This window comes from Streptomyces sp. NPDC050610 (assembly GCF_040654875.1).
Classification (GTDB): domain Bacteria; phylum Actinomycetota; class Actinomycetes; order Streptomycetales; family Streptomycetaceae; genus Streptomyces.
In genome coordinates this window covers 394,582-412,569 of the sequence record NZ_JBFAIV010000002.1, presented here as the reverse complement: position 1 = coordinate 412,569, position 17,988 = coordinate 394,582, and the positions used below count along the sequence as shown (strand labels likewise).

Sequence of the window (17,988 nt, the reverse complement as noted above, 5' to 3'; positions counted from 1 at the left end):
AAGGGGGGACAGGTGCTACGCGTGCGTATAGGCCACCAGCGAGATGCCGACGTAGTGCACGACGAACGCGGCCAGCGTCAGCGAGTGGAAGACCTCGTGGAAGCCGAACCAGCGCGGCGACGGGTTGGGGCGCTTGATCCCGTAGATCACGCCGCCCGCGCTGTAGAGCAGCCCGCCGACGATCACGCAGACGAGCACCGCGATTCCGCCCGCCTGTAGGAAGTCCGGCAGGAAGAAGACGGCGGCCCAGCCCATCGCGATGTAGCAGGGGGTGTAGAGCCAGCGCGGGGCGCCGATCCAGAAGACGCGGAAGGCGATGCCCGCCAGCGCTGCCCCCCAGACGGCCCAGAGCAGCGCCTGGCCGCGGGTGCCGGGGACCAGCAGCATGGTCAGCGGCGTATAGGTGCCCGCGATGATCAGGAAGATGTTGGCGTGATCCAGCCGGCGGAGCATCGCGTCGGTTCGCGGGCTCCAGTTCCCGCGGTGGTAGAGGGCGCTCACGCCGAACAGCAGGCAGGCGGTGAGCGTGAAGATCGCGCACGCGACGCGGCCGCGCGTGCTGTCGGCCAGGGCGGTCAGCGCGACCCCGGCGAAGAGCACCGCCGGGAACATGCCAGCGTGCAGCCAGCCTCGCAGCCTCGGCTTGACGGGGGACAGCGGGGCCGCGGGTTCTCCCGGAAAGGGGACGGCGGCGGCGTCGGGAGCAGCGGAGGTCATGCGGCCAATGCTAGCTACGGCACCGTAGGTTACGGGTCAGTTCCGCGTGGCGATGGTCACGAGTGCGCCCCCTGGACAGACGGCAATCCTGGTCGGATGATCAAATGAGTGCGGTCGGCACCGGATGAGCGGTCACGAAGCGTCCGGGTCGCGGCCCCCACGGGGCAACTAACGCCAAATGCGGACATCTTGCAGACATGTGCGGCAAGGGTCCGCTCAACCCTCAACTTCTGACGCCGGAGCAGCGCGGTTTCCGGCGGGACGGAGCGATCGTGGCGCGCAGCAATGCGGCTCCCAGCACCCCCACCAACCACCAGGAGCTCCTCTCCTGGGTCCATGAGATCGCCGACCTCACCGAGCCGGACCGGATCGTCTGGTGCGACGGCTCCGAGGCCGAGTACGAGCGCCTGTGCGAGGAGCTCGTCGCGAGGGGCACGTTCAAGAAGCTCGACCCGATCAAGCGCCCGAACTCGTACTACGCCGCCTCCGACCCCTCGGACGTCGCCCGCGTCGAGGACCGCACGTTCATCTGCTCCGAGAAGGAGGAAGACGCGGGGCCGACCAACCACTGGAAGGCCCCGGCGGAGATGCGCGACATCTTCACGGGGGAGCGGGGTGTCTTCCGCGGCTCGATGCGCGGCCGGACCATGTACGTCGTCCCGTTCTGCATGGGCCCGCTCGGCTCGCCGCTCTCGGCGCTCGGCGTGGAGATCACCGACTCCGCGTACGTGGCCGTCTCCATGCGCACCATGACCCGGATGGGCCAGGCGGTCCTGGACGAACTGGGCGACGACGGCTTCTTCGTGAAGGCCGTCCACACCCTCGGCGCCCCGCTCGCCGAGGGCGAGGCCGACGTCCCGTGGCCGTGCAACTCCACCAAGTACATCTCGCACTTCCCCGAGGCCCGCGAGATCTGGTCGTACGGCTCCGGCTACGGCGGCAACGCCCTGCTCGGCAAGAAGTGCTACGCGCTGCGCATCGCCTCCGTCATGGCGCGCGACGAGGGCTGGCTCGCCGAGCACATGCTGATCCTCAAGCTCACCCCGCCGCAGGGCGAGCCGAAGTACGTCGCGGCGGCGTTCCCGAGCGCCTGCGGCAAGACCAACCTCGCCATGCTGGAGCCGACGATCTCCGGCTGGACCGTGGAGACCATCGGCGACGACATCGCCTGGATGCGGTTCGGCGAGGACGGCCGGCTCTACGCGATCAACCCCGAGGCCGGGTTCTTCGGCGTCGCGCCCGGCACCGGCGAGCACACCAACGCCAACGCCATGAAGACCATGTGGGGCAACTCCGTCTTCACCAACGTCGCGCTCACCGACGACGGCGACGTGTGGTGGGAGGGCATGACCGAGGAGCGGCCCGCCCACCTCACCGACTGGAAGGGCAACGACTGGACCCCCGAGTCGGGGACCCCGGCGGCGCACCCCAACGCCCGGTTCACCGTCCCGGCCGGCCAGTGTCCGATCATCGCGCCCGAGTGGGAGGACCCCAAGGGCGTGCCGATCTCGGCGATCCTCTTCGGCGGCCGCCGCGCCTCGGCCGTGCCGCTGGTCACCGAGTCCTTCGACTGGCAGCACGGCGTCTTCCTCGGCGCCAACGTGGCGAGCGAGAAGACCGCCGCGGCCGAGGGCAAGGTCGGCGAGCTGCGCCGGGACCCGTTCGCGATGCTGCCGTTCTGCGGCTACAACATGGGCGACTACATGGGCCACTGGCTCAAGGTCGGCGCCGACAAGCCGGACGCGTCGAAGCTCCCGAAGATCTACTACGTGAACTGGTTCCGCAAGAACGAGGCGGGCAAGTTCGTCTGGCCCGGCTTCGGTGAGAACGGCCGCGTCCTGAAGTGGATCGTGGAGCGCCTGGAGGGCAAGGCCGAGGGCGTCGAGACCCCGATCGGCGTGCTGCCGACCCCGGCCGCGCTCGACACCGAGGGCCTCGGCCTCAGCGCGGGCGACCTCGACTTCCTGCTCAGCGTCGACAAGGACGTCTGGCGCGAGGAGGCCGCGCTCATCCCCGAGCACCTCAACACTTTCGGCGACCACACGCCCAGGGAGCTGTGGGACGAGTACCGCGCGCTGGTGCGCCGCCTGGGCTGAGCGGGCCGTCGTAAAGAGGGGCCGGGCCGGGACCACGCGGGGGACGCGGTCCCGCCCCGGCCGGGTGGTGCGGCAGTGGTTCGATGGGGCGATCTATTAAGACGCCTCCGGAATTCAAACGTCTTCGGGAGATGTCTGCGGACAATGCCTCGGATGACGTCTTCGGGCAACGCCCTCAGGCGACGTCCTCAGCCGCCGTCTTCAGGCGACGGCTTCGGATTCAGACTGCTTCGGATTCAGACCGCTTCGGACTCAGACGGCTTCGGACTCAGACCGCTTCGGCGAGGCCGAGCGCTTCGGCGTGTACGGCCAGCCGCTCGGCGGCCAGCGCCGTGCCCGCGTCGTCGGCGCGGGAGGTCGCGACGACCAGCGCCTGTCCGGCGAGCATGTGCGCCCGCTGGTGCAGCGCGGCCGTACGGGCTCCGGGGCCGGGCTTTCCGCCCGCCGTCGGGGCGGCCCGCAGCGGGGCGCGGCCGTCGCGCAGCCGGGCGGCCGTGCCGGCGATGCGGCGGGCCGCGTCGTCCAGCTCCGCGGCCGCGGGCCCGTCGGACTCGGCGCGCAGCTCGTCCGTCACGGTCAGCAGGGCGGTGAGGTGTCCGGCGAGCCGGATGTCCAGTTCCTGCTCGCGGGAGCGGTGGGGGCCGCGGCCGGGTGTGTCGGCGGGCTCGGCCATGGAGTGGACCGACTTGGTGCGGATCGGTTCGTACATGGGATGGCCTCCTGGCGATGTTTCAGGAGACCATCCTAACTTAGACGCAGTCTAAAGTTGACCCGCTTACACAGACGGCTGCCGTCAGTGCGGCTCAGTACTGCCCGTAGCCGTCCAGGAACTCGCCGATCCGCGTCACCGCGTCCGTCAGCTCCTCCTTGGCGGGCAGCGTCACCAGCCGGAAGTGGTCCGGCTCCGACCAGTTGAACCCCGTGCCGTGCACGATCATGATCTTCTCGGCCCGGAGCAGGTCGAGGACCATCTGCCGGTCGTCCTTGATCTTGTAGACCTTGGGGTCGAGCCGGGGGAACGCGTAGAGCGCGCCCTTCGGCTTCACGCAGGTCACGCCGGGGATCTGGGTCAGCAGCTCGTATGCCGTGTCGCGCTGCTCCAGCAGCCGGCCGCCCGGCTGTACCAGCTCGTTGATCGACTGCCGTCCGTTGAGCGCGGTCGCCACCGCGTGCTGTACGGGCATATTGGCGCACAGCCGCATATTGGCGAGGATCGTCAGGCCCTCGATATAGCTGGACGCGTGCGCCTTCGGGCCGCAGACGGCCATCCAGCCCGCGCGGTACCCGGCGACCCGGTAGTTCTTCGACAGCCCGTTGAACGTCAGGGTCAGCAGGTCCGGGGCGATGGCGGCGGTCGGGGTGTGCGTGACGCCGTCGTAGACGATCCGGTCGTAGATCTCGTCCGAGCAGACGATCAGGTTGTGGCGGCGGGCGATCTCGGTGATGCCGCGCAGCAGCTCGTCGTCGTAGACCGCGCCCGTCGGGTTGTTCGGGTTGATGACGACGATGGCCTTGGTGCGGTCGGTGACCTTACGCTCGATGTCCGCGAGGTCCGGCATCCAGTCCGCCTGCTCGTCGCAGCGGTAGTGCACGGCCGTGCCGCCCGCCAGCGAGACCGACGCGGTCCACAGCGGGTAGTCGGGCGCGGGCACCAGCACCTCGTCGCCGTCGTCCAGCAGCGCCTGCATCGACATCTGGATCAGCTCGGAGGCGCCGTTGCCGAGGTAGACGTCGTCGACGGACAGCTCGATGCCCTTGGTCTGGTAGTGCTGCATCACGGCGCGGCGCGCGGACAGCAGCCCCTTCGCGTCGCCGTAGCCGTGCGCGTCGCCGAGCGAGCGCAGCATGTCCTCAAGGATCTCGGGCGGGCACTCGAAGCCGAAGACCGCGGGGTTGCCGGTGTTGAGCTTGAGGATGCGGTGTCCTGCCGCCTCCAGCCGCATTGCCTCCTCAAGGACCGGACCGCGGATCTCGTAGCAGACATTGGCGAGTTTCGTTGACTGGATCACCTGCATGTCGGCCACCATACGGCCGGGTAACGGGGGCCGCTTCTCGTTTTGCCGGTGAGCAGGACCACGGGGGCCGGGGCCCCCGTGGCGTCCTCAGGCGGCGGGCGCCCGCCGGACCGTGCGGCCCGCCAGAACGTCCGTACGCCGCCCGTCTTCCATCACAAAGCGCCCATCGACCAACACATACGGAATACCGGTCGGAAGGGTCTTCGGGGCTTCGAAAGTGGAGCCGGCGGCGACCGTCGCCGGATCGAAGAGGACAAGATCGGCGCGGTATCCGGTCCGTACCAGCCCCCGGTCGGCGAGTTTCAGCCGGGCCGCGGGGCGCGACGTGAGATGCGCCACGCACTCCTCCAGTGAGAGCACACCCAGCTCCCGCACGTACCGGCCCAGGTACTGCGGGAAGGTGCCGTACGCGCGCGGATGCGGCTTGTGGCCCTGGAGGATTCCGTCGCTGCCGCCGGTGTGCACCCGGTGCCGCATGATCTGCCGGACGTTCTCCTCATGGCCCACGTGCTGGAGGATCGTCGACCCGAGCCGGTCCTCGGTCAGCAGCCGGCGCGCGGTCTCCCACGGCTCCTCGCCGCGCTCGGCGGCGGCGCGCGCCACGGTCTTGCCCACGAAGTGCGCGAGCCCCGGATCGGAGACCCCGGAGATCTCGATGGTGTCCCACTCGATCGGCACGCCGTGGCAGCCGTCCGCGCCCTCGACCTCCATGGCGTGCCGGATGCGCTCGGCCGCCGACTCGTCCCGCAGCCGGGCCAGGATCGCCTCCGGGCCGCCCTCGCTCGCCCAGCTCGGCAGCATCGCGACCAGCGTCGTGCAGCCGGGGGTGTACGGGTAGGTGTCGAGCGAGATGTCGGCGCCGCCCTCCAGCGCCGCGTCCAGCAGCGCCAGCAGCTCGGGGGCGCGGCCCTCGTTCACGCCGAAGTTCATGGTGGCGTGGGCCAGGTGCAGGGGGCAGCGGGCCTCGCGGGTGAGGGCCACCATCTCCTCGTACGCCTGGAGCGCCGCGGCCCCGTACGAGCGGTGGTGCGGGCAGTAGTAGCCGCCGTACTCGCCCACCACCCGGCACAGCTCGGTCAGCTCGGCGTCGGAGGCGTACATGCCCGGCGTGTACGTCAGGCCGGACGACATCCCGACCGCGCCCTCGGCCAGGCCCTGGGCGACCAGCTCCTTCATCCGCTCCGTCTCGGCGCGGGTGGCGGGCCGGGCGTCCCAGCCGACCGCGAGCATCCGCACCGTGCCCTGCGGAATCAGGTACGCGGCGTTGACGGCGATGCCCTCCCCGCCGAAGCCGTGGTCGAGGCGGTCCAGGTACTCGCCGACGCTCCGCCAGGAGAAGTCGATGTCGGAGCCGTCGCCGTTCCAGCCGGTGATCTGCGCGCGCACCTCGCCGAGGGTGCGGTCGTCCACGGGCGCGTACGACAGCCCGTCCTGCCCGATGACTTCGAGGGTGACGCCCTGCGCGGCCTTCGCCTCGTGCCCCGGGTCGCGCAGCAGCGCCAGGTCGCTGTGCGCGTGCATGTCGATGAAACCGGGGGACAGCGCCAGGCCCCCGGCGTCCAGGGCGCGGCGGGCGGTGGGGCGGTCGCCCCCGCCCTCGCGCACGACGGCGGCGATCCGGCCGCCGTCCACCGCCACATCGGCCCGGTAGGAGGCGCCGCCGGAGCCGTCGACGACGCGTACGTCGCGGATGACCAGGTCCATGGCCGTGCCTCTCAGAAGAAGGTGCGGACGTAGTCGACGACCGTGCCGTCCGCCTCGACCAGCGGGATCATCTGCCATTTGTCGAAGGAGGTGCAGGGGTGGGACAGGCCCATGCCGATCCAGTCGCCCACCTCCAGCTCCACGCCGTCCGCCACGCGCAGCCAGCCGTGCTGGTCGGACAGGGCGGTGACCTCGATGCCGGTCGCGGGCCGCCGCGAGCCGTCCCGCGCGGACCGTACGACCTGCGGCTCGGGCAGGTCGAGGTCGTACGCCGCGTCCCGCTTGCCCGCGTTGGCGAACGCCTGGCCGGGCTCGGGGCGCGAGACGACCTGTGCCCACAGCCGGAACGCGGCGTGCAGCGCGCCCTCCTCGGGCACCCGGTTGAAGGGCGTGACAGTGCGGTAGCGGCCGTCGTCGTGGGAGACGTACGCGCCCGAGCGCAGCACCTTGAGCGCGGGCGCGGACAGCTCCGGCAGCTCGGCGAAGACGTCGGCGACCGCGTCGAACCAGGCGCTGCCGCCCGCGCTCACGACGATCTCGTCCAGGCCGGCGAAGCGGCCCGCCTTGTCGAACTCGACGGCCAGCGCGGTGAGGCGGCGCAGCCACGCCCGTACGGTCTCGCCGTCCGCCGCGGGGACCTCGCCCTCGTAACCGGCGACGCCGACCAGGCGCAGGGTCGCGGTGGCGGCGACGGCGTCGGCGAGGGCGGCGCACTCGGCCTCCGTGCGGACCCCGGTGCGCGCGCCGTCGCCCGCGCCGAGCTCGATCACGACGTCGAGGCGGCGGGCGGCCCCGGCCTCGGTCAGTGCCTGGTCCATCAGCTCGACGCCGCGCGGCGAGTCGACGTAGCAGATGAGGCGGAAGTCCGGGTCGGCGTCGAGTTCGCCCGCGATCCAGCGCAGCGCGGCGGCGTCCACCAGCTCGTTGGCGAGGAAGATCCGCCGCATGCCGAAGGCGCGGCAGACGCGGACCTGGGCGGGCACGGCGACGGTGATGCCCCACGCGCCGTGCGCGAGCTGGCGCTCGAAGAGCTGGGGGGCCATGGAGGTCTTGCCGTGCGGGGCGAAGACCAGGCCGTGCCGCTCGGAGTAGCGCTCCATCAGGGCGAGGTTGTGCTCCACGGCCTCGGCGGACAGGGCCAGCACCGGGGTGGTGAACCCGCCGTCGAACAGCGACCGGCGCTCGGCGGCGAGGGCTTCGACGGTCGTGCCCTCGGCGTCCGGGGGCAGGGCCTTGAAGCGGTGGTCGACGCGGTCCTGGGCCAGACGAGCGACGGCGTTGTCGGCGGCCATGGAGCCTCCCGTGGAAAGTTGTGTTGCATGATGTGCAACAGCCATTGCGTATAACGCTTACTGCTGTCTAACATCCCGGCAAGCACGAGGTCAACGGTGCGCGTCACACCAACGGTGCGCACGCGCGGACGACTTCGGCCCGCCGGCCCGCCGGCATCCGACGCCACAGGACCCGAGGAGCGAGACAGATCGTGACCGCAGCCCCGAGCAGTCCGGACGCCGACGTCGTATGCCTCGGCGAATCCATGGTCACCTTCCGCCCCGCGATCCCCGGCCCGCTCGCCGACGTACCCTCCTTCGACCGCGGCATCGGCGGCGCCGAGTCCAACGTCGCCTGCTCCCTCGCCCGCACCGGCCACACCGCCCGCTGGATCAGCCGCGTCGGCACCGACGGCTTCGGCGAACACCTCGTCACCGCCATCGCCGCCACGGGCGTCGACACCGCCTCTGTTCAGCACGACCCGCACCGGCCCACCGGAATCTACTTCCGCACGGCGGGGGAGCGGGCCGTATCGGCGGACCCGGCCGCCCCGGCCCCCGCCGCCGAACCCGTCTCCGAAGTCGTCTACTACCGCGCCGGCTCTGCCGCGTCGGCCATGTCCCCGGAGCTCATCGCGCGCGAACAGGCGTGGTCCGGGCGCGTCCTGCACCTCACCGGCATCACCGCCGCCCTCTCCGACGACTGCCGCGCCCTGCTCCGTACGCTCACGGCCCGCACGCCCGGCCGCCCCCTCGTCTCCTTCGACGTCAACTACCGCGTCGGCCTGTGGCACGGCGCCGCCGAAGGCCCCGCCGTCCTGCTGGACCTCGCGCGCGGCTGCGACCTCGTCTTCGTCGGCGAGGACGAGGCGGAGGCGGCCTGGGGACTGCGCGGCGCAGACGCCATCCGGGCCGCGCTGCCCGAACCGGAGATCCTGATCGTCAAGCAGGGCGCCACGGGCGCGACGGCGTACGCCCGTACCGCTCCCGGCGTCTCCTCCAGCGCCCCCTCCGCTGCCGATGACGCCGTGGTCTCCGTCCCCGCCCTCTCCGTCGACGTCGTCGCCTCCGTCGGCGCCGGCGACGCCTTCGCCGCCGGCTTCCTCTCCGGGACGCTGCGCGGACTGACCGTCGCCGAGCGGCTGCGGCACGGGCATCTGATGGCTGCCGCCGCCCTCACCGTCCCCGGCGACCTCGCCGCACCGCCCGCCCGCCGCCTCGCCGACCGGCTGGCCGCGCTCGACCCCGACGCCTGGGGGAGACTGCGACTCGGCCCCGGCTGGGCGAGTCAGCCAGCGGCGGCCGAGGCCGAGACCGTACGGGTGGAGGAGCGCACCGCATGAACCAACGCACGAGAACGCACAGGACCACGCACCGGACCGGGCACACGGCCTCAAGGCGGCGCGCGGACCGGAGCCCTGTCCTCCGCGACCGCGCCCCCTGGGCCCGGCGCAGCGCCCTGGGGGCGACATGAGCCAGACCGTCGACCGCGCCCTGTCCATCCTGCCGCTGCTGGCGGAGGGCCCCGCCAACCTCGAACAGGTCGCGAGCCGCCTCGGCGTCCACAAGTCCACCGCGCTGCGCCTGCTGCGCACCCTGCACGAGCACGGCATCGTCTACCGCCAGCAGGACCAGCGCTACCGCCTCGGCGCCCGGCTCTTCGCCCTCGCCCAGGAAGCCGTCGAGAACCTCGACGTACGCGAGATCGCCCACCCCCACCTCGCCGAGCTCAACGAGAAGTGCGGGCACACCGTCCACCTCGCCGTGTACGAGGAGAACGAGGTGCTCTACATCGACAAGGTCGAGAGCCGCTACCCGGTGCGGATGTACTCGCGCATCGGCAAGCCCGTCGCGATCACCGTGGCCGCCGTCGCCAAGCTGCTCCTCGCCGACCTGCCCGAGCCCGAGCGGCGCGCCGTCGCCGAGCGGCTCGACTACCCCATGTACACGTCCCGTTCGATCCCCAACGCCGCCGCCTTCCTCAAGGAGCTGGCGACCGTGCGCGAACAGGGCTGGGCCACCGACCTCGGCGGCCACGAGGAGTCCATCAACTGCATCGGGGCGCCCATCCGCGGCGCGGACGGGCGGGCCGTCGCCGCGTGCTCGGTCTCCGCCCCGAACGTCGTCGTCACCGCCGACGAACTCCTCGCACTGCTCCCGCTGCTGCGCCGCACCGCCGACGCCATCAGCGCCGAGTACTCGGGAACGACCCGCACCCCCGACAAGAGCCCCGCCCCCGTCAAGAGCCCCGCCCCCGTCAAGAGTCAGCTCCCCGACAAGACCCACGCCCCCGAAAGAAACCGCGAGAAGGAAGCCCGACCATGAGTGACAAGACCGCCATCACCCCGGCCACCCACACCACCCCGCCCGCCAAGTTCTCGCACGGCGTGCGCAAGGGGAACATCCTCCAGGTCGCCGGCCAGGTCGGGTTCAAGCCCGCCGTCGAGGGCCAGGCCCCCACCCCGGCCGGCCCCACCCTGCGCGAGCAGACGCTCCAGACCTTCGCCAACGTCAAGGCGATCCTCGAAGAGGGCGGCGCGAGCTGGGACGACGTCATGATGATGCGCGTCTACCTCACCGACGTCGACCACTTCGCCGAGATGAACGAGATCTACAACGCCTACTTCGAGGCCGAGGGCCTGGGGGAGGCGCCGGCCGCCCGTACGACGGTGTACGTGGGCCTGCCCGCCGGCCTCCTCATCGAGATCGACGCGCTCGCCGTCCTCGGCTGACCCCGTCCCCGAACGGCCCGGCCATCGCCGCGTCACAAGCCTCACCGACCGTGTCACGGCACGGCGCCCCGTACCCGCGGGGCGCCGTGCCGCGATCCCCCCTGCCTGGAAAACCCCTGACTGACAACGGAGTCGTCACATGCTGCTCGCCGCGACCGCCGCCGATCCACCGCCGCCGCCGCACACCGGCGGACTGCTCGCCCTCATCGGAGGGACCGGCGGGCTGCTGACCGTCGCGGCCCTCGGCATCGTGCTCCTGCTCGTACTGATCATCAAGGTCCGGTTGCAGCCGTTCGTCGCGCTGCTCGCCGTCTCCATAGCCGTCGGCCTCGCCGCCGGCCTCTCCGTCACCGAACTCTTCGGCACGGTCCAGAAGTCCGACGCCAAATCGCTCATCGAATCCGGCATGGGCGGCACCCTCGGCCATATCGCGATCATCATCGGCCTGGGCACCATGCTCGGCTCCATCCTGGAGGTCTCCGGCGGCGCCGAGGCGCTCAGCTCCCGCCTGCTGGGCCTCTTCGGCGAGAAGCGCGCCCCCCTCGCGATGGGCCTGACCGGACTCATCTTCGGCATCCCGGTCTTCTTCGACGTCGGCATCTTCGTCCTCGCGCCGATCGTGTACGCGGCGACCAAGCGCAGCGGCAAGTCGATCGTCCTCTTCGCCATGCCGCTCCTGGCGGGCCTGTCCATGACCCACGCGTTCCTGCCGCCGCACCCGGGGCCGGTGGCCGCGGCCGGGCTGCTCCACGTGGACCTGGGCTGGGTCATCCTGATGGGCATCGCCACCGGAATTCCGGCGGTGCTGGCCGGCTGGGCGTTCGCCGCCTGGATCGGCAAGCGCGTCTACGTGCCCGTGCCCGCCGACATGGTCGAGGCGGCCGAGGAGGCCAAGGCCGCCGTCCGGGCGGAACAGGGCGCGGCCGGGGGCGAGGGCCGCGGTGAGAAGCCCGTCTCCATGGGCGCGCTCGCCGCGATCATCGGCACTCCGCTGGTCCTCATCCTGCTGGCGACGTTCTCCTCCATCGCCTTCGACCCCAGCACCGGCCGCTCGGTCCTGGAGTTCTTCGGCAACCCCTTCGTCGCCCTGACCATCGCCCTCTTCCTCGCCTACTACCTGCTGGGCATCCGCCGCGGCTGGTCCCGCAAGTCGCTGGAGACCGTCTCCACCGCCTCCCTCAAGCCGGTCGGCAACATCCTGCTGGTGGTCGGCGCGGGCGGGGTCTTCGGCGCGGTCCTCAAGGGCAGCGGCGTGGCCCAGGCGCTCGCCGACACCTTCGACAGCGCGGGCCTGCCGGTCATCGTGCTGGCCTGGCTGATCTCGGTGGTCCTGCGCGTGGCCCAGGGCTCGGCCACCGTCGCGATCGTCACCACGGCGGGCATCGTCGCCCCGATGCTCTCCGCGGGCGACTTCTCCCAGGCCCACCTGGCCCTCGTGATCATGGCGATCTCGGCGGGTTCGATCTTCGCCTCGCACGTGAACGACGGCGGGTTCTGGATGGTGGCGAAGTACTTCGGCATCTCCGAGCGCGACACCCTCAAGTCCTGGACGGTCCTGGAGTCGGTGCTGTCGGTGGCGGGCTTCGCCGTCGCGGCGGTGCTCAGCGTCTTCGTCTGACTTTTCGAGCGTCCGTCAGCCGGCCCGGCGGCGCGTACGACGTCACCGCGTACGTGCCGCCGGGCGGCCGTTCACCGGCGTCGCACCGGGTCAGGGGGCGCCCGGGCAGTACTGCTGCTGCTTGCCGATCACCCGGTACACGCAGTCGGCGTTCTCCAGGAGTTGCAGCACCGCGTCGCGGTTGCGGCTGGTCTCCCGGCCGATCACCTCGTCCGGCGGGTAGAAGCCGCCGCCCGCGCCGCTCTCGTTCGGATACATCTCGAAGGTGTAGCCGAAGATCTTCTGGCTGCCCCACAGCCAGTCGTCGATGGTCCCGTCGGTGATGTAGAGGTCGCTGGACTGCTCCGGCTTGTAGCCGTTGCTCGCGGCCATGGACTTGCCGAGGGTCGCGAAGGCGTCCCGGTCGTCCTGGGTCATGCCGGGGGCGGTGTCGTTGTAGGTGTAGCCGTAGGGCCAGAGCACCAGTTCGCTGTAGGTGTGGAAGTCGATCGCGGCCTTGATCTGCTGCTTGCCGCCGACGACGCGGCCGCGTACGAAGTCCGCCACGACCTTGACCTCGGGCCCCGACTCGGGGGCGGAGCCGCGGTAGGTCTCGGAGCCCGTACTGCCGGAGGAGCCGCCGCAGCAGCCCCACTTGAAGTTCCAGTTGCGGTTGAGGTCGGTGCCGCGCGAGGTGCCGGCGTTGGGCTGGCGGTTCTTGCGCCAGCTGCGGTACGAGCCGGTGGCGATGTCGTACTCGCCGCCGTCCGGGTTCACGTCGGGCACGATCCAGATCTCGCGGCTGTCGACGAGCTTGGTGACGCGCGGGTCGCTGCCGTACTTGGCGCCGAACTCCTTGATCAGGTAGAGCGCCATCTCCACGGTGAGGTGTTCGCGGGCGTGCTGGTGGTGGGTGAAGAGCACCTCGGGCTCGGCCTCGTCCGTGCCGACGTTGTCGCTGATCTTGACGGCGACGATGTCGCGGCCCTCGTAGGACTTGCCGATGACCCGCTTCGACATGATGCCGGGGTACTTGGCGAGGTCCGCGTTGATCTCCGTCGTCGCCTCGGCGTAGTTGTGGTAGTTCGAGTCGCGCGGCGGGAAGTCGAAGGGCTGCGGGCGCTTGCCGTCCGTACGGTCCGGGGGCGCGGCGGATTCCCGTACCCGGTAGCCGAGTCCGCGTACGCGCTCGGCCTGGGCGGCGGTGGCGGTGATGGTGACGGCGTGCTCGCGCACCGCGTCGACGGCGGCGCCGGTCGCGGCGACGGCGGTGCGCTGCGCGGGGGTCGCCGGTCCGGTGACCTCGTAGCTGTGCGTCGCCTCCGAGGCCGCGGAGGCGGGGTCGGGCGCAGGGTCGGTCGGGGAGTGCTGCGTCGCGCCGCTCGCGGCGGGGGTGGCGAGGGCGACGGTGAGCAGGGCGGCGAGGGCGCCGGCCCAACGTCCGCGTGATCGGAGTCTCATGAGGGGTCTCCTGGGAGGTCTCCTGGGCGTGCGGGTGCCGCCAGATTCGAGCGGTGTCATGGACCGGTCAAGGGTGTGCGTAGGGAGAAAACAGGCCAACTTCCCCGGCACTTCCGTCGACTCGATTGCCGGGCGGCATCCCCTGCCCCAACAATGCACACGTCAAAAGCGGAAGAACTCATGTACGGAGGGGACCCCCCATGAAGAAGCCTCTCGTCGGTGCGCTCGCGACGCTCCTCCTGACCGGAGCGACGCTCGCCTCCACCGGCGCGGCCTCGGCCCAGCCCGCTACCGCCGAGGCGAAGGCTCAGGCCAGAACTCAGGCCACGGCCGCCGCCCAGGTCGCCGCGAAGGCCAAGACCAAGGCCGTCAACTTCGCCGGCACCGTCGCGCTCAGCAACTGCTCCGGATCGCTGGTGCGGCTGCCCAACTCGAAGGACAACGACCCCGGCCTCATCCTGACCAACGGCCACTGCCTGGAAACCGGAATGCCCGGCGCGGGCGAGGTGATCGTGGACCGGCCGTCCAGCCGCACCTTCAGCCTGCTCAACGCCTCCGCCGGCAAGGTCGCCACGCTCAAGGCCACCAAGGTCTCGTACGCGACGATGACCGACACCGACGTCACGCTCTACGAACTGAACACCACCTACGCCCAGATCAAGCAGAAGTACCGGATCGACGCCCTCAAGCTGAACGCCGACCACCCTGTCAAGGGCGCCTCCATAGCGGTCGTCTCCGGATACTGGAAGAAGACCTACTCCTGCAACACGGACGGCTTCGCCTACCGGCTGCGCGAGGGCGACTGGACCTGGAAGGACTCGCTCCGCTACACGTCCGCCTGCCAGGTCATAGGCGGCACGTCGGGCTCGCCCGTCGTGGACACCGCCACCGGCAACGTCGTGGCCGTCAACAACACGACCAACGAGGACGGTCAGCGCTGCACGCTGAACAACCCGTGCGAGGTCGATGAGAACGGCAAGGTCACGGTCCGCAAGGGCATCGGCTACGCCCAGGAGACGTACATCCTCGCCAAGTGCGTCGGCACCGGCAACAAGGTGGACCTCGGTCTGCCCGGCTGCTCCCTCCCCAAGCCCGCCGCCGAGCGGGCGCGTCAGCACTGATGTGACGGCATAGGGGCGTCCCCGGACCGTGTGCGCGTACGGTCCGGGGACGCCCTTGGTCTGCCGGTGGCGCCGGGTTACGGCAGCTCGTGCACGTGCTTGCCGACCTGGCCCGCGAACTCGTCACCGGCCGCCGCGTCCCAGTTGGTCGACCACGCCATCGCGCCGCGCAGCCCCGGGTACGTCTTCGACGGCTTGAACGAACCACAGCTCGCGCCCTTGGTCAGGCAGTCGAGGGCGGCGTTGACCACGCTCGGGGCCACATAGCCGGAGCCCGCGGCCTTGGCGGTGGACGGGACGCCGATGCCCACCTGGGAGGGGGCGAGGCCGCCTTCGAGCTGGACGCAGGCGAGCGAGGTGAGGAAGTCCACCGTGCCCGCGGCGTAGACCTTGCCGTCGCAGCCGTTCATCGAACCGCTGTTGTAGTACTGCATATTGACGACGGTCAGGATGTCCTTGACGGCGAGCGCCGTCTTGAAGTACTCGTTCTGCGGCGACTGCATGTCCACCGTCTGCGGCGCCATGGTGATGACCGGGTGGCCGCCCGACTTCGACGCGAGCGACTTGAGGGCCTGGCTCATGTAGGTGGAGTTGAGGCCGTTCTCCAAGTCGATGTCGACGCCGTCGAAGCCGTACTTCTCCATCAGCGCGTGCACGCTGTCAGCGAAGTTCTCCGCTGAGGCCGCGTCGCTGACGGAGATCGTGCCCTTCTCGCCACCGATGGAGATGATCACGGACTTGCCCGCGGCCTGCTTGGCCTTGATGTCGGCCTTGAACTGGTCCTCGGAGTAGTTCAGCGCGGGATCGAGGTGGAAGTCGACCGCGCCCGGCTTGGCCGTGGCGTCGGCGAAGGCGACGGCGATGATGTCGTAGTTGTCGTGGACGTCGCTGAGCTTCTGGACCTTCGCGCCGTTGTCGAAGTTCTGCCAGTAGCCGGTGACCGCGTGCTTGGGGACGGACGCGGGGGCGGCCGAGGGTCCGGACGCCGGGCCGGCCGGGGGCTGCGCCGCGTGGGCGGCCCCCGCGCCGGCGAATCCGGCGGCGGCCACCACTGCCGCCGCCAGACCCGTGAGGATTCTGTTTTTGAACATGGTCGATCGTGCGCGAACCACGACTGCCTCCGTGTGGGGGGAGAGTTGGGGGGTGTGGTGATGGTGCGCGCTCAGGGGCCCCTGGGCTTGCCGTACAAGGTGGTCCAGACCAATACGGTTGTCAAGACCTGGACAACAAAGAGGCTGGTGGGGCTGGAGGTGCGGCCGCGACTGGGGGGACGGTCGCGGCTGTGCGTACGGCTGCGGTTACGGCAGCCCGTGCACGTGCGGCCCGACCGCGTTCGACCAGGCGTTGCCGTTGCTCGCGTCCCAGTTGGTCGACCAGGTCATCGCGCCCCGGATGCCCGGGTACGTCTTCGCGGGCTTGAAGGAGCCGCAGCCCGTGCCCTTGGCCAGGCAGTCGAGGGCGTTGTTGACGACGGACGGCGAGACATAGCCGCTGCCCGCGCCCCGGGTGGAGGCCGGCAGGCCCAGGCCCACCTGGGAGGGGGCGAGGCCGCCTTCGAGCTGGATGCAGGCCAGGGCGGTGAGGAAGTCCACGGTCCCCTGCCCGTACACCTTGCCGTCGCAGCCGTTCATCGCGCCGCTGTTGTAGTACTGCATGTTGACGACGGTGAGGATGTCCTTGATGTTCAGGGCTGTCTTGAAATAGCCGCCCCCTGTTGACTGCATGTCGATGGTCTGCGGGGCCATGGTGATGACCAGCTTCGCCCCGGCCTTCGCCGACAGGGAGCGCAGCGCCTGCGTCATGTACGTGGGGTTGAGGCCGTTCTCCAGGTCGATGTCGACGCCGTTGAAGCCGTACTTCTGCATGGCCGCGTACAGGCTGTTCGCGAAGTTGTTCGCGGAGTTGGCGTCGTTGACCGAGACCGTGCCCTTCTCGCCGCCGACGGAGAGGATCACGGACTTGCCGGCCGCCTGCTTGGCGGCGATGTCGGCCTTGAACTGGGCCTCGCTGTAGTTCAGCGCGGGGTCGAGGTGGAACTCGACCGCGCCCGGCGTGGTGGTGGCGTCGGCGAAGGCGACCGCGATGATGTCGTACTGGCTCTGCACATCGCTGATCTTCTGGACGGTGGCGCCGTTGTTGAAGTTCTGCCAGTAGCCCGTCACGGCGTGCTTCGGCACGGAGGGCCCGGGCCCGCCTTCCTTGGTGGTGGCCGAGACGGCCGCCGACTTCGGCGACTCGCCCGCGCTGTTGGCCGCGGTCACCTGGAACTGGTACGAGGTGGCCGGGGTCAGCCCCGTCACCACGGCCGAGGCGCCGCTCACCGACTGGACCCGCGCGCCGTCCTGGTAGACGTTGTAGCCGCTCGCGCCGGTCACCGGGTTCCAGGAGAGGGCCACGGAGGACGAGGTGACCGCGCCTGTCGCGAGGCCGCCGGGGGTCGCGGGAACCGGCTCGCCCGGGTCGCCGCCGCCCGGTCCGTCCAGGGTGAAGTCGTCGGCGAAGTAGGCGGGCTGCCCGTACCAGCCGTGGGTGTAGACGGTCACCGTCTTCGTCGACGCGCCGGTCTTGAAGCTGGTGTTCAGCTGCTGCCAGGAGGAGGCCGAGGAAGTCCACGTCGAGACGTCCGTGGTGCCGGTGCCGCTCGCGCCGAGGTAGATGTACGAACCCTGCACCCAGGCGCTCAGCGTGTACGAGGAGTTCGGCTGCACGCTCACCGTCTGGGAGCACTTGGCGTTGTCGGACCCGGCGGGCGTGGCCTTGAGGGCTCCGGCGCCGCCGTGCACGGGGGAGCTGACGGCCGTGCCGCTCCCGCCCGAGCAGGTCCAGTTGTCGAGGCCGGACTCGAAGCCGGGGTTCTTGGCGAGGTTGGCCGCGGCTGTGCCGCTGTGCGGGGCGGCGGCGCTGCGAGGGGCGGCCGAGTGGTGAGCGGCGGTCGCGCTGTCGGCGGCGGCCGCCTCGGTCCCGCCGTCGCCGATGACGGTGAGGCCGGTCGCGGCGAGCGCGGCGGCGGCGAGCGCGGTGAGGGCGCGCAGAGGTCTACGTCCCGTTCTGTGTCTGAATCGGGGGGCTTGGGTGCGGCGTGTACGGTCCACGACTGCCTCCGGTGGGAAGGGTGTTGAAGGAGGAGCGAAAGGGACGGTGGCCACCGCTTGGGCGTAAAGATGGTCCAGACCATTGGGTCAGTCAAGGGTTTGCGAGAACTCCGGCGGGCTGTTCTCTCCCGCCGCATTCGTGGATAAAGTGCTGATGCACCAGCCAAGGGCAGTAGCGAGGA

General features: G+C 70.7%; 14 protein-coding genes. 6 read left to right on the top strand and 8 right to left on the bottom strand.

Features of this window, described 5'->3' with window-relative positions; translation table 11 throughout:
• Nucleotides 1-15: 15 nt before the first annotated feature.
• Nucleotides 16-717: a hemolysin III family protein gene (locus AB0I22_RS04110; RefSeq protein ID WP_363129032.1), complete on the bottom strand. Its 702-nt coding sequence runs from the start codon at nucleotides 715-717 to the stop codon at nucleotides 16-18.
• A 272-nt stretch (nucleotides 718-989) separates the two neighbouring features.
• On the opposite strand from AB0I22_RS04110, the gene AB0I22_RS04105 reads away from it, so the two are divergent.
• Nucleotides 990-2,813, top strand: coding sequence for a phosphoenolpyruvate carboxykinase (GTP) (locus AB0I22_RS04105; RefSeq protein ID WP_363129031.1), 1,824 nt, complete (start codon nucleotides 990-992; stop codon nucleotides 2,811-2,813).
• Between the two features lie 268 nt (nucleotides 2,814-3,081).
• On the opposite strand, the gene AB0I22_RS04100 is transcribed toward AB0I22_RS04105, so the two are convergent.
• The 4 genes from AB0I22_RS04100 to AB0I22_RS04085 form a co-directional block, all read right to left on the bottom strand.
• Nucleotides 3,082-3,522: a hypothetical protein gene (locus AB0I22_RS04100; protein ID WP_363129030.1), complete on the bottom strand. Its 441-nt coding sequence runs from the start codon at nucleotides 3,520-3,522 to the stop codon at nucleotides 3,082-3,084.
• 94 nt (nucleotides 3,523-3,616) lie between these two features.
• Nucleotides 3,617-4,828, bottom strand: coding sequence for a pyridoxal phosphate-dependent aminotransferase (locus tag AB0I22_RS04095; RefSeq protein ID WP_363129029.1), 1,212 nt, complete (start codon nucleotides 4,826-4,828; stop codon nucleotides 3,617-3,619).
• 87 nt (nucleotides 4,829-4,915) lie between these two features.
• Nucleotides 4,916-6,532, bottom strand: coding sequence for a D-aminoacylase (locus tag AB0I22_RS04090; RefSeq protein WP_363129028.1), 1,617 nt, complete (start codon nucleotides 6,530-6,532; stop codon nucleotides 4,916-4,918).
• Between the two features lie 11 nt (nucleotides 6,533-6,543).
• Complete coding sequence (locus AB0I22_RS04085; protein ID WP_363129027.1) at nucleotides 6,544-7,824, bottom strand: amino acid deaminase; 1,281 nt, start codon at nucleotides 7,822-7,824, stop codon at nucleotides 6,544-6,546.
• Nucleotides 7,825-8,012: 188 nt separating this feature from the next.
• On the opposite strand from AB0I22_RS04085, the gene AB0I22_RS04080 reads away from it, so the two are divergent.
• The 4 genes from AB0I22_RS04080 (at nucleotide 8,013) to AB0I22_RS04065 (ending at nucleotide 12,153) form a co-directional block, all read left to right on the top strand.
• Complete coding sequence (locus AB0I22_RS04080) at nucleotides 8,013-9,146, top strand: sugar kinase (RefSeq protein ID WP_363129105.1); 1,134 nt, start codon at nucleotides 8,013-8,015, stop codon at nucleotides 9,144-9,146.
• Nucleotides 9,147-9,273: 127 nt separating this feature from the next.
• The gene (locus AB0I22_RS04075) at nucleotides 9,274-10,128 is read left to right on the top strand and encodes an IclR family transcriptional regulator (RefSeq protein WP_363129026.1); all 855 of its coding nucleotides are present in this window, start codon (nucleotides 9,274-9,276) and stop codon (nucleotides 10,126-10,128) included.
• Nucleotides 10,125-10,535, top strand: a complete 411-nt coding sequence (locus tag AB0I22_RS04070) for a RidA family protein (RefSeq protein WP_363129025.1) — start codon at nucleotides 10,125-10,127, stop codon at nucleotides 10,533-10,535. Before AB0I22_RS04075 ends, AB0I22_RS04070 begins: the two co-directional genes overlap by 4 nt.
• Nucleotides 10,536-10,674: 139 nt before the next feature.
• Entirely contained in the window at nucleotides 10,675-12,153 is a 1,479-nt protein-coding gene (locus tag AB0I22_RS04065) for a gluconate:H+ symporter (protein WP_363129024.1), read from the top strand.
• 90 nt (nucleotides 12,154-12,243) lie between these two features.
• On the opposite strand, the gene AB0I22_RS04060 is transcribed toward AB0I22_RS04065, so the two are convergent.
• The gene (locus AB0I22_RS04060) at nucleotides 12,244-13,593 is read right to left on the bottom strand and encodes a M14 family metallopeptidase (protein WP_363129023.1); all 1,350 of its coding nucleotides are present in this window, start codon (nucleotides 13,591-13,593) and stop codon (nucleotides 12,244-12,246) included.
• 200 nt (nucleotides 13,594-13,793) lie between these two features.
• Between AB0I22_RS04060 and AB0I22_RS04055 the strand changes: the two genes are divergently transcribed.
• The gene (locus tag AB0I22_RS04055) at nucleotides 13,794-14,714 is read left to right on the top strand and encodes a serine protease (protein ID WP_363129022.1); all 921 of its coding nucleotides are present in this window, start codon (nucleotides 13,794-13,796) and stop codon (nucleotides 14,712-14,714) included.
• Nucleotides 14,715-14,791: 77 nt separating this feature from the next.
• On the opposite strand, the gene AB0I22_RS04050 is transcribed toward AB0I22_RS04055, so the two are convergent.
• Together AB0I22_RS04050 and AB0I22_RS04045 are read right to left on the bottom strand one after the other, a co-directional pair.
• Nucleotides 14,792-15,805, bottom strand: a complete 1,014-nt coding sequence (locus AB0I22_RS04050; protein WP_363129021.1) for a chitinase — start codon at nucleotides 15,803-15,805, stop codon at nucleotides 14,792-14,794.
• 207 nt (nucleotides 15,806-16,012) lie between these two features.
• Complete coding sequence (locus AB0I22_RS04045) at nucleotides 16,013-17,746, bottom strand: glycoside hydrolase family 18 protein (RefSeq protein WP_363129104.1); 1,734 nt, start codon at nucleotides 17,744-17,746, stop codon at nucleotides 16,013-16,015.
• Nucleotides 17,747-17,988 lie beyond the last annotated feature (242 nt).

Excerpts from the sequence above, each read along its gene's own strand:
- AB0I22_RS04075 (WP_363129026.1), top strand. The coding sequence starts at position 9,274 with ATGAGCCAGACCGTCGACCGCGCCCTGTCCATCCTGCCGCTGCTGGCG.
- AB0I22_RS04070 (WP_363129025.1), top strand. The coding sequence starts at position 10,125 with ATGAGTGACAAGACCGCCATCACCCCGGCCACCCACACCACCCCGCCC.
- AB0I22_RS04085 (WP_363129027.1), bottom strand. The coding sequence starts at position 7,824 with ATGGCCGCCGACAACGCCGTCGCTCGTCTGGCCCAGGACCGCGTCGAC.
- AB0I22_RS04100 (WP_363129030.1), bottom strand. The coding sequence starts at position 3,522 with ATGTACGAACCGATCCGCACCAAGTCGGTCCACTCCATGGCCGAGCCC.
- AB0I22_RS04090 (WP_363129028.1), bottom strand. The coding sequence starts at position 6,532 with ATGGACCTGGTCATCCGCGACGTACGCGTCGTCGACGGCTCCGGCGGC.
- AB0I22_RS04055 (WP_363129022.1), top strand. The coding sequence starts at position 13,794 with ATGAAGAAGCCTCTCGTCGGTGCGCTCGCGACGCTCCTCCTGACCGGA.
- AB0I22_RS04060 (WP_363129023.1), bottom strand. The coding sequence starts at position 13,593 with ATGAGACTCCGATCACGCGGACGTTGGGCCGGCGCCCTCGCCGCCCTG.
- AB0I22_RS04065 (WP_363129024.1), top strand. The coding sequence starts at position 10,675 with ATGCTGCTCGCCGCGACCGCCGCCGATCCACCGCCGCCGCCGCACACC.
- AB0I22_RS04050 (WP_363129021.1), bottom strand. The coding sequence starts at position 15,805 with ATGTTCAAAAACAGAATCCTCACGGGTCTGGCGGCGGCAGTGGTGGCC.
- AB0I22_RS04110 (WP_363129032.1), bottom strand. The coding sequence starts at position 717 with ATGACCTCCGCTGCTCCCGACGCCGCCGCCGTCCCCTTTCCGGGAGAA.
- AB0I22_RS04095 (WP_363129029.1), bottom strand. The coding sequence starts at position 4,828 with ATGCAGGTGATCCAGTCAACGAAACTCGCCAATGTCTGCTACGAGATC.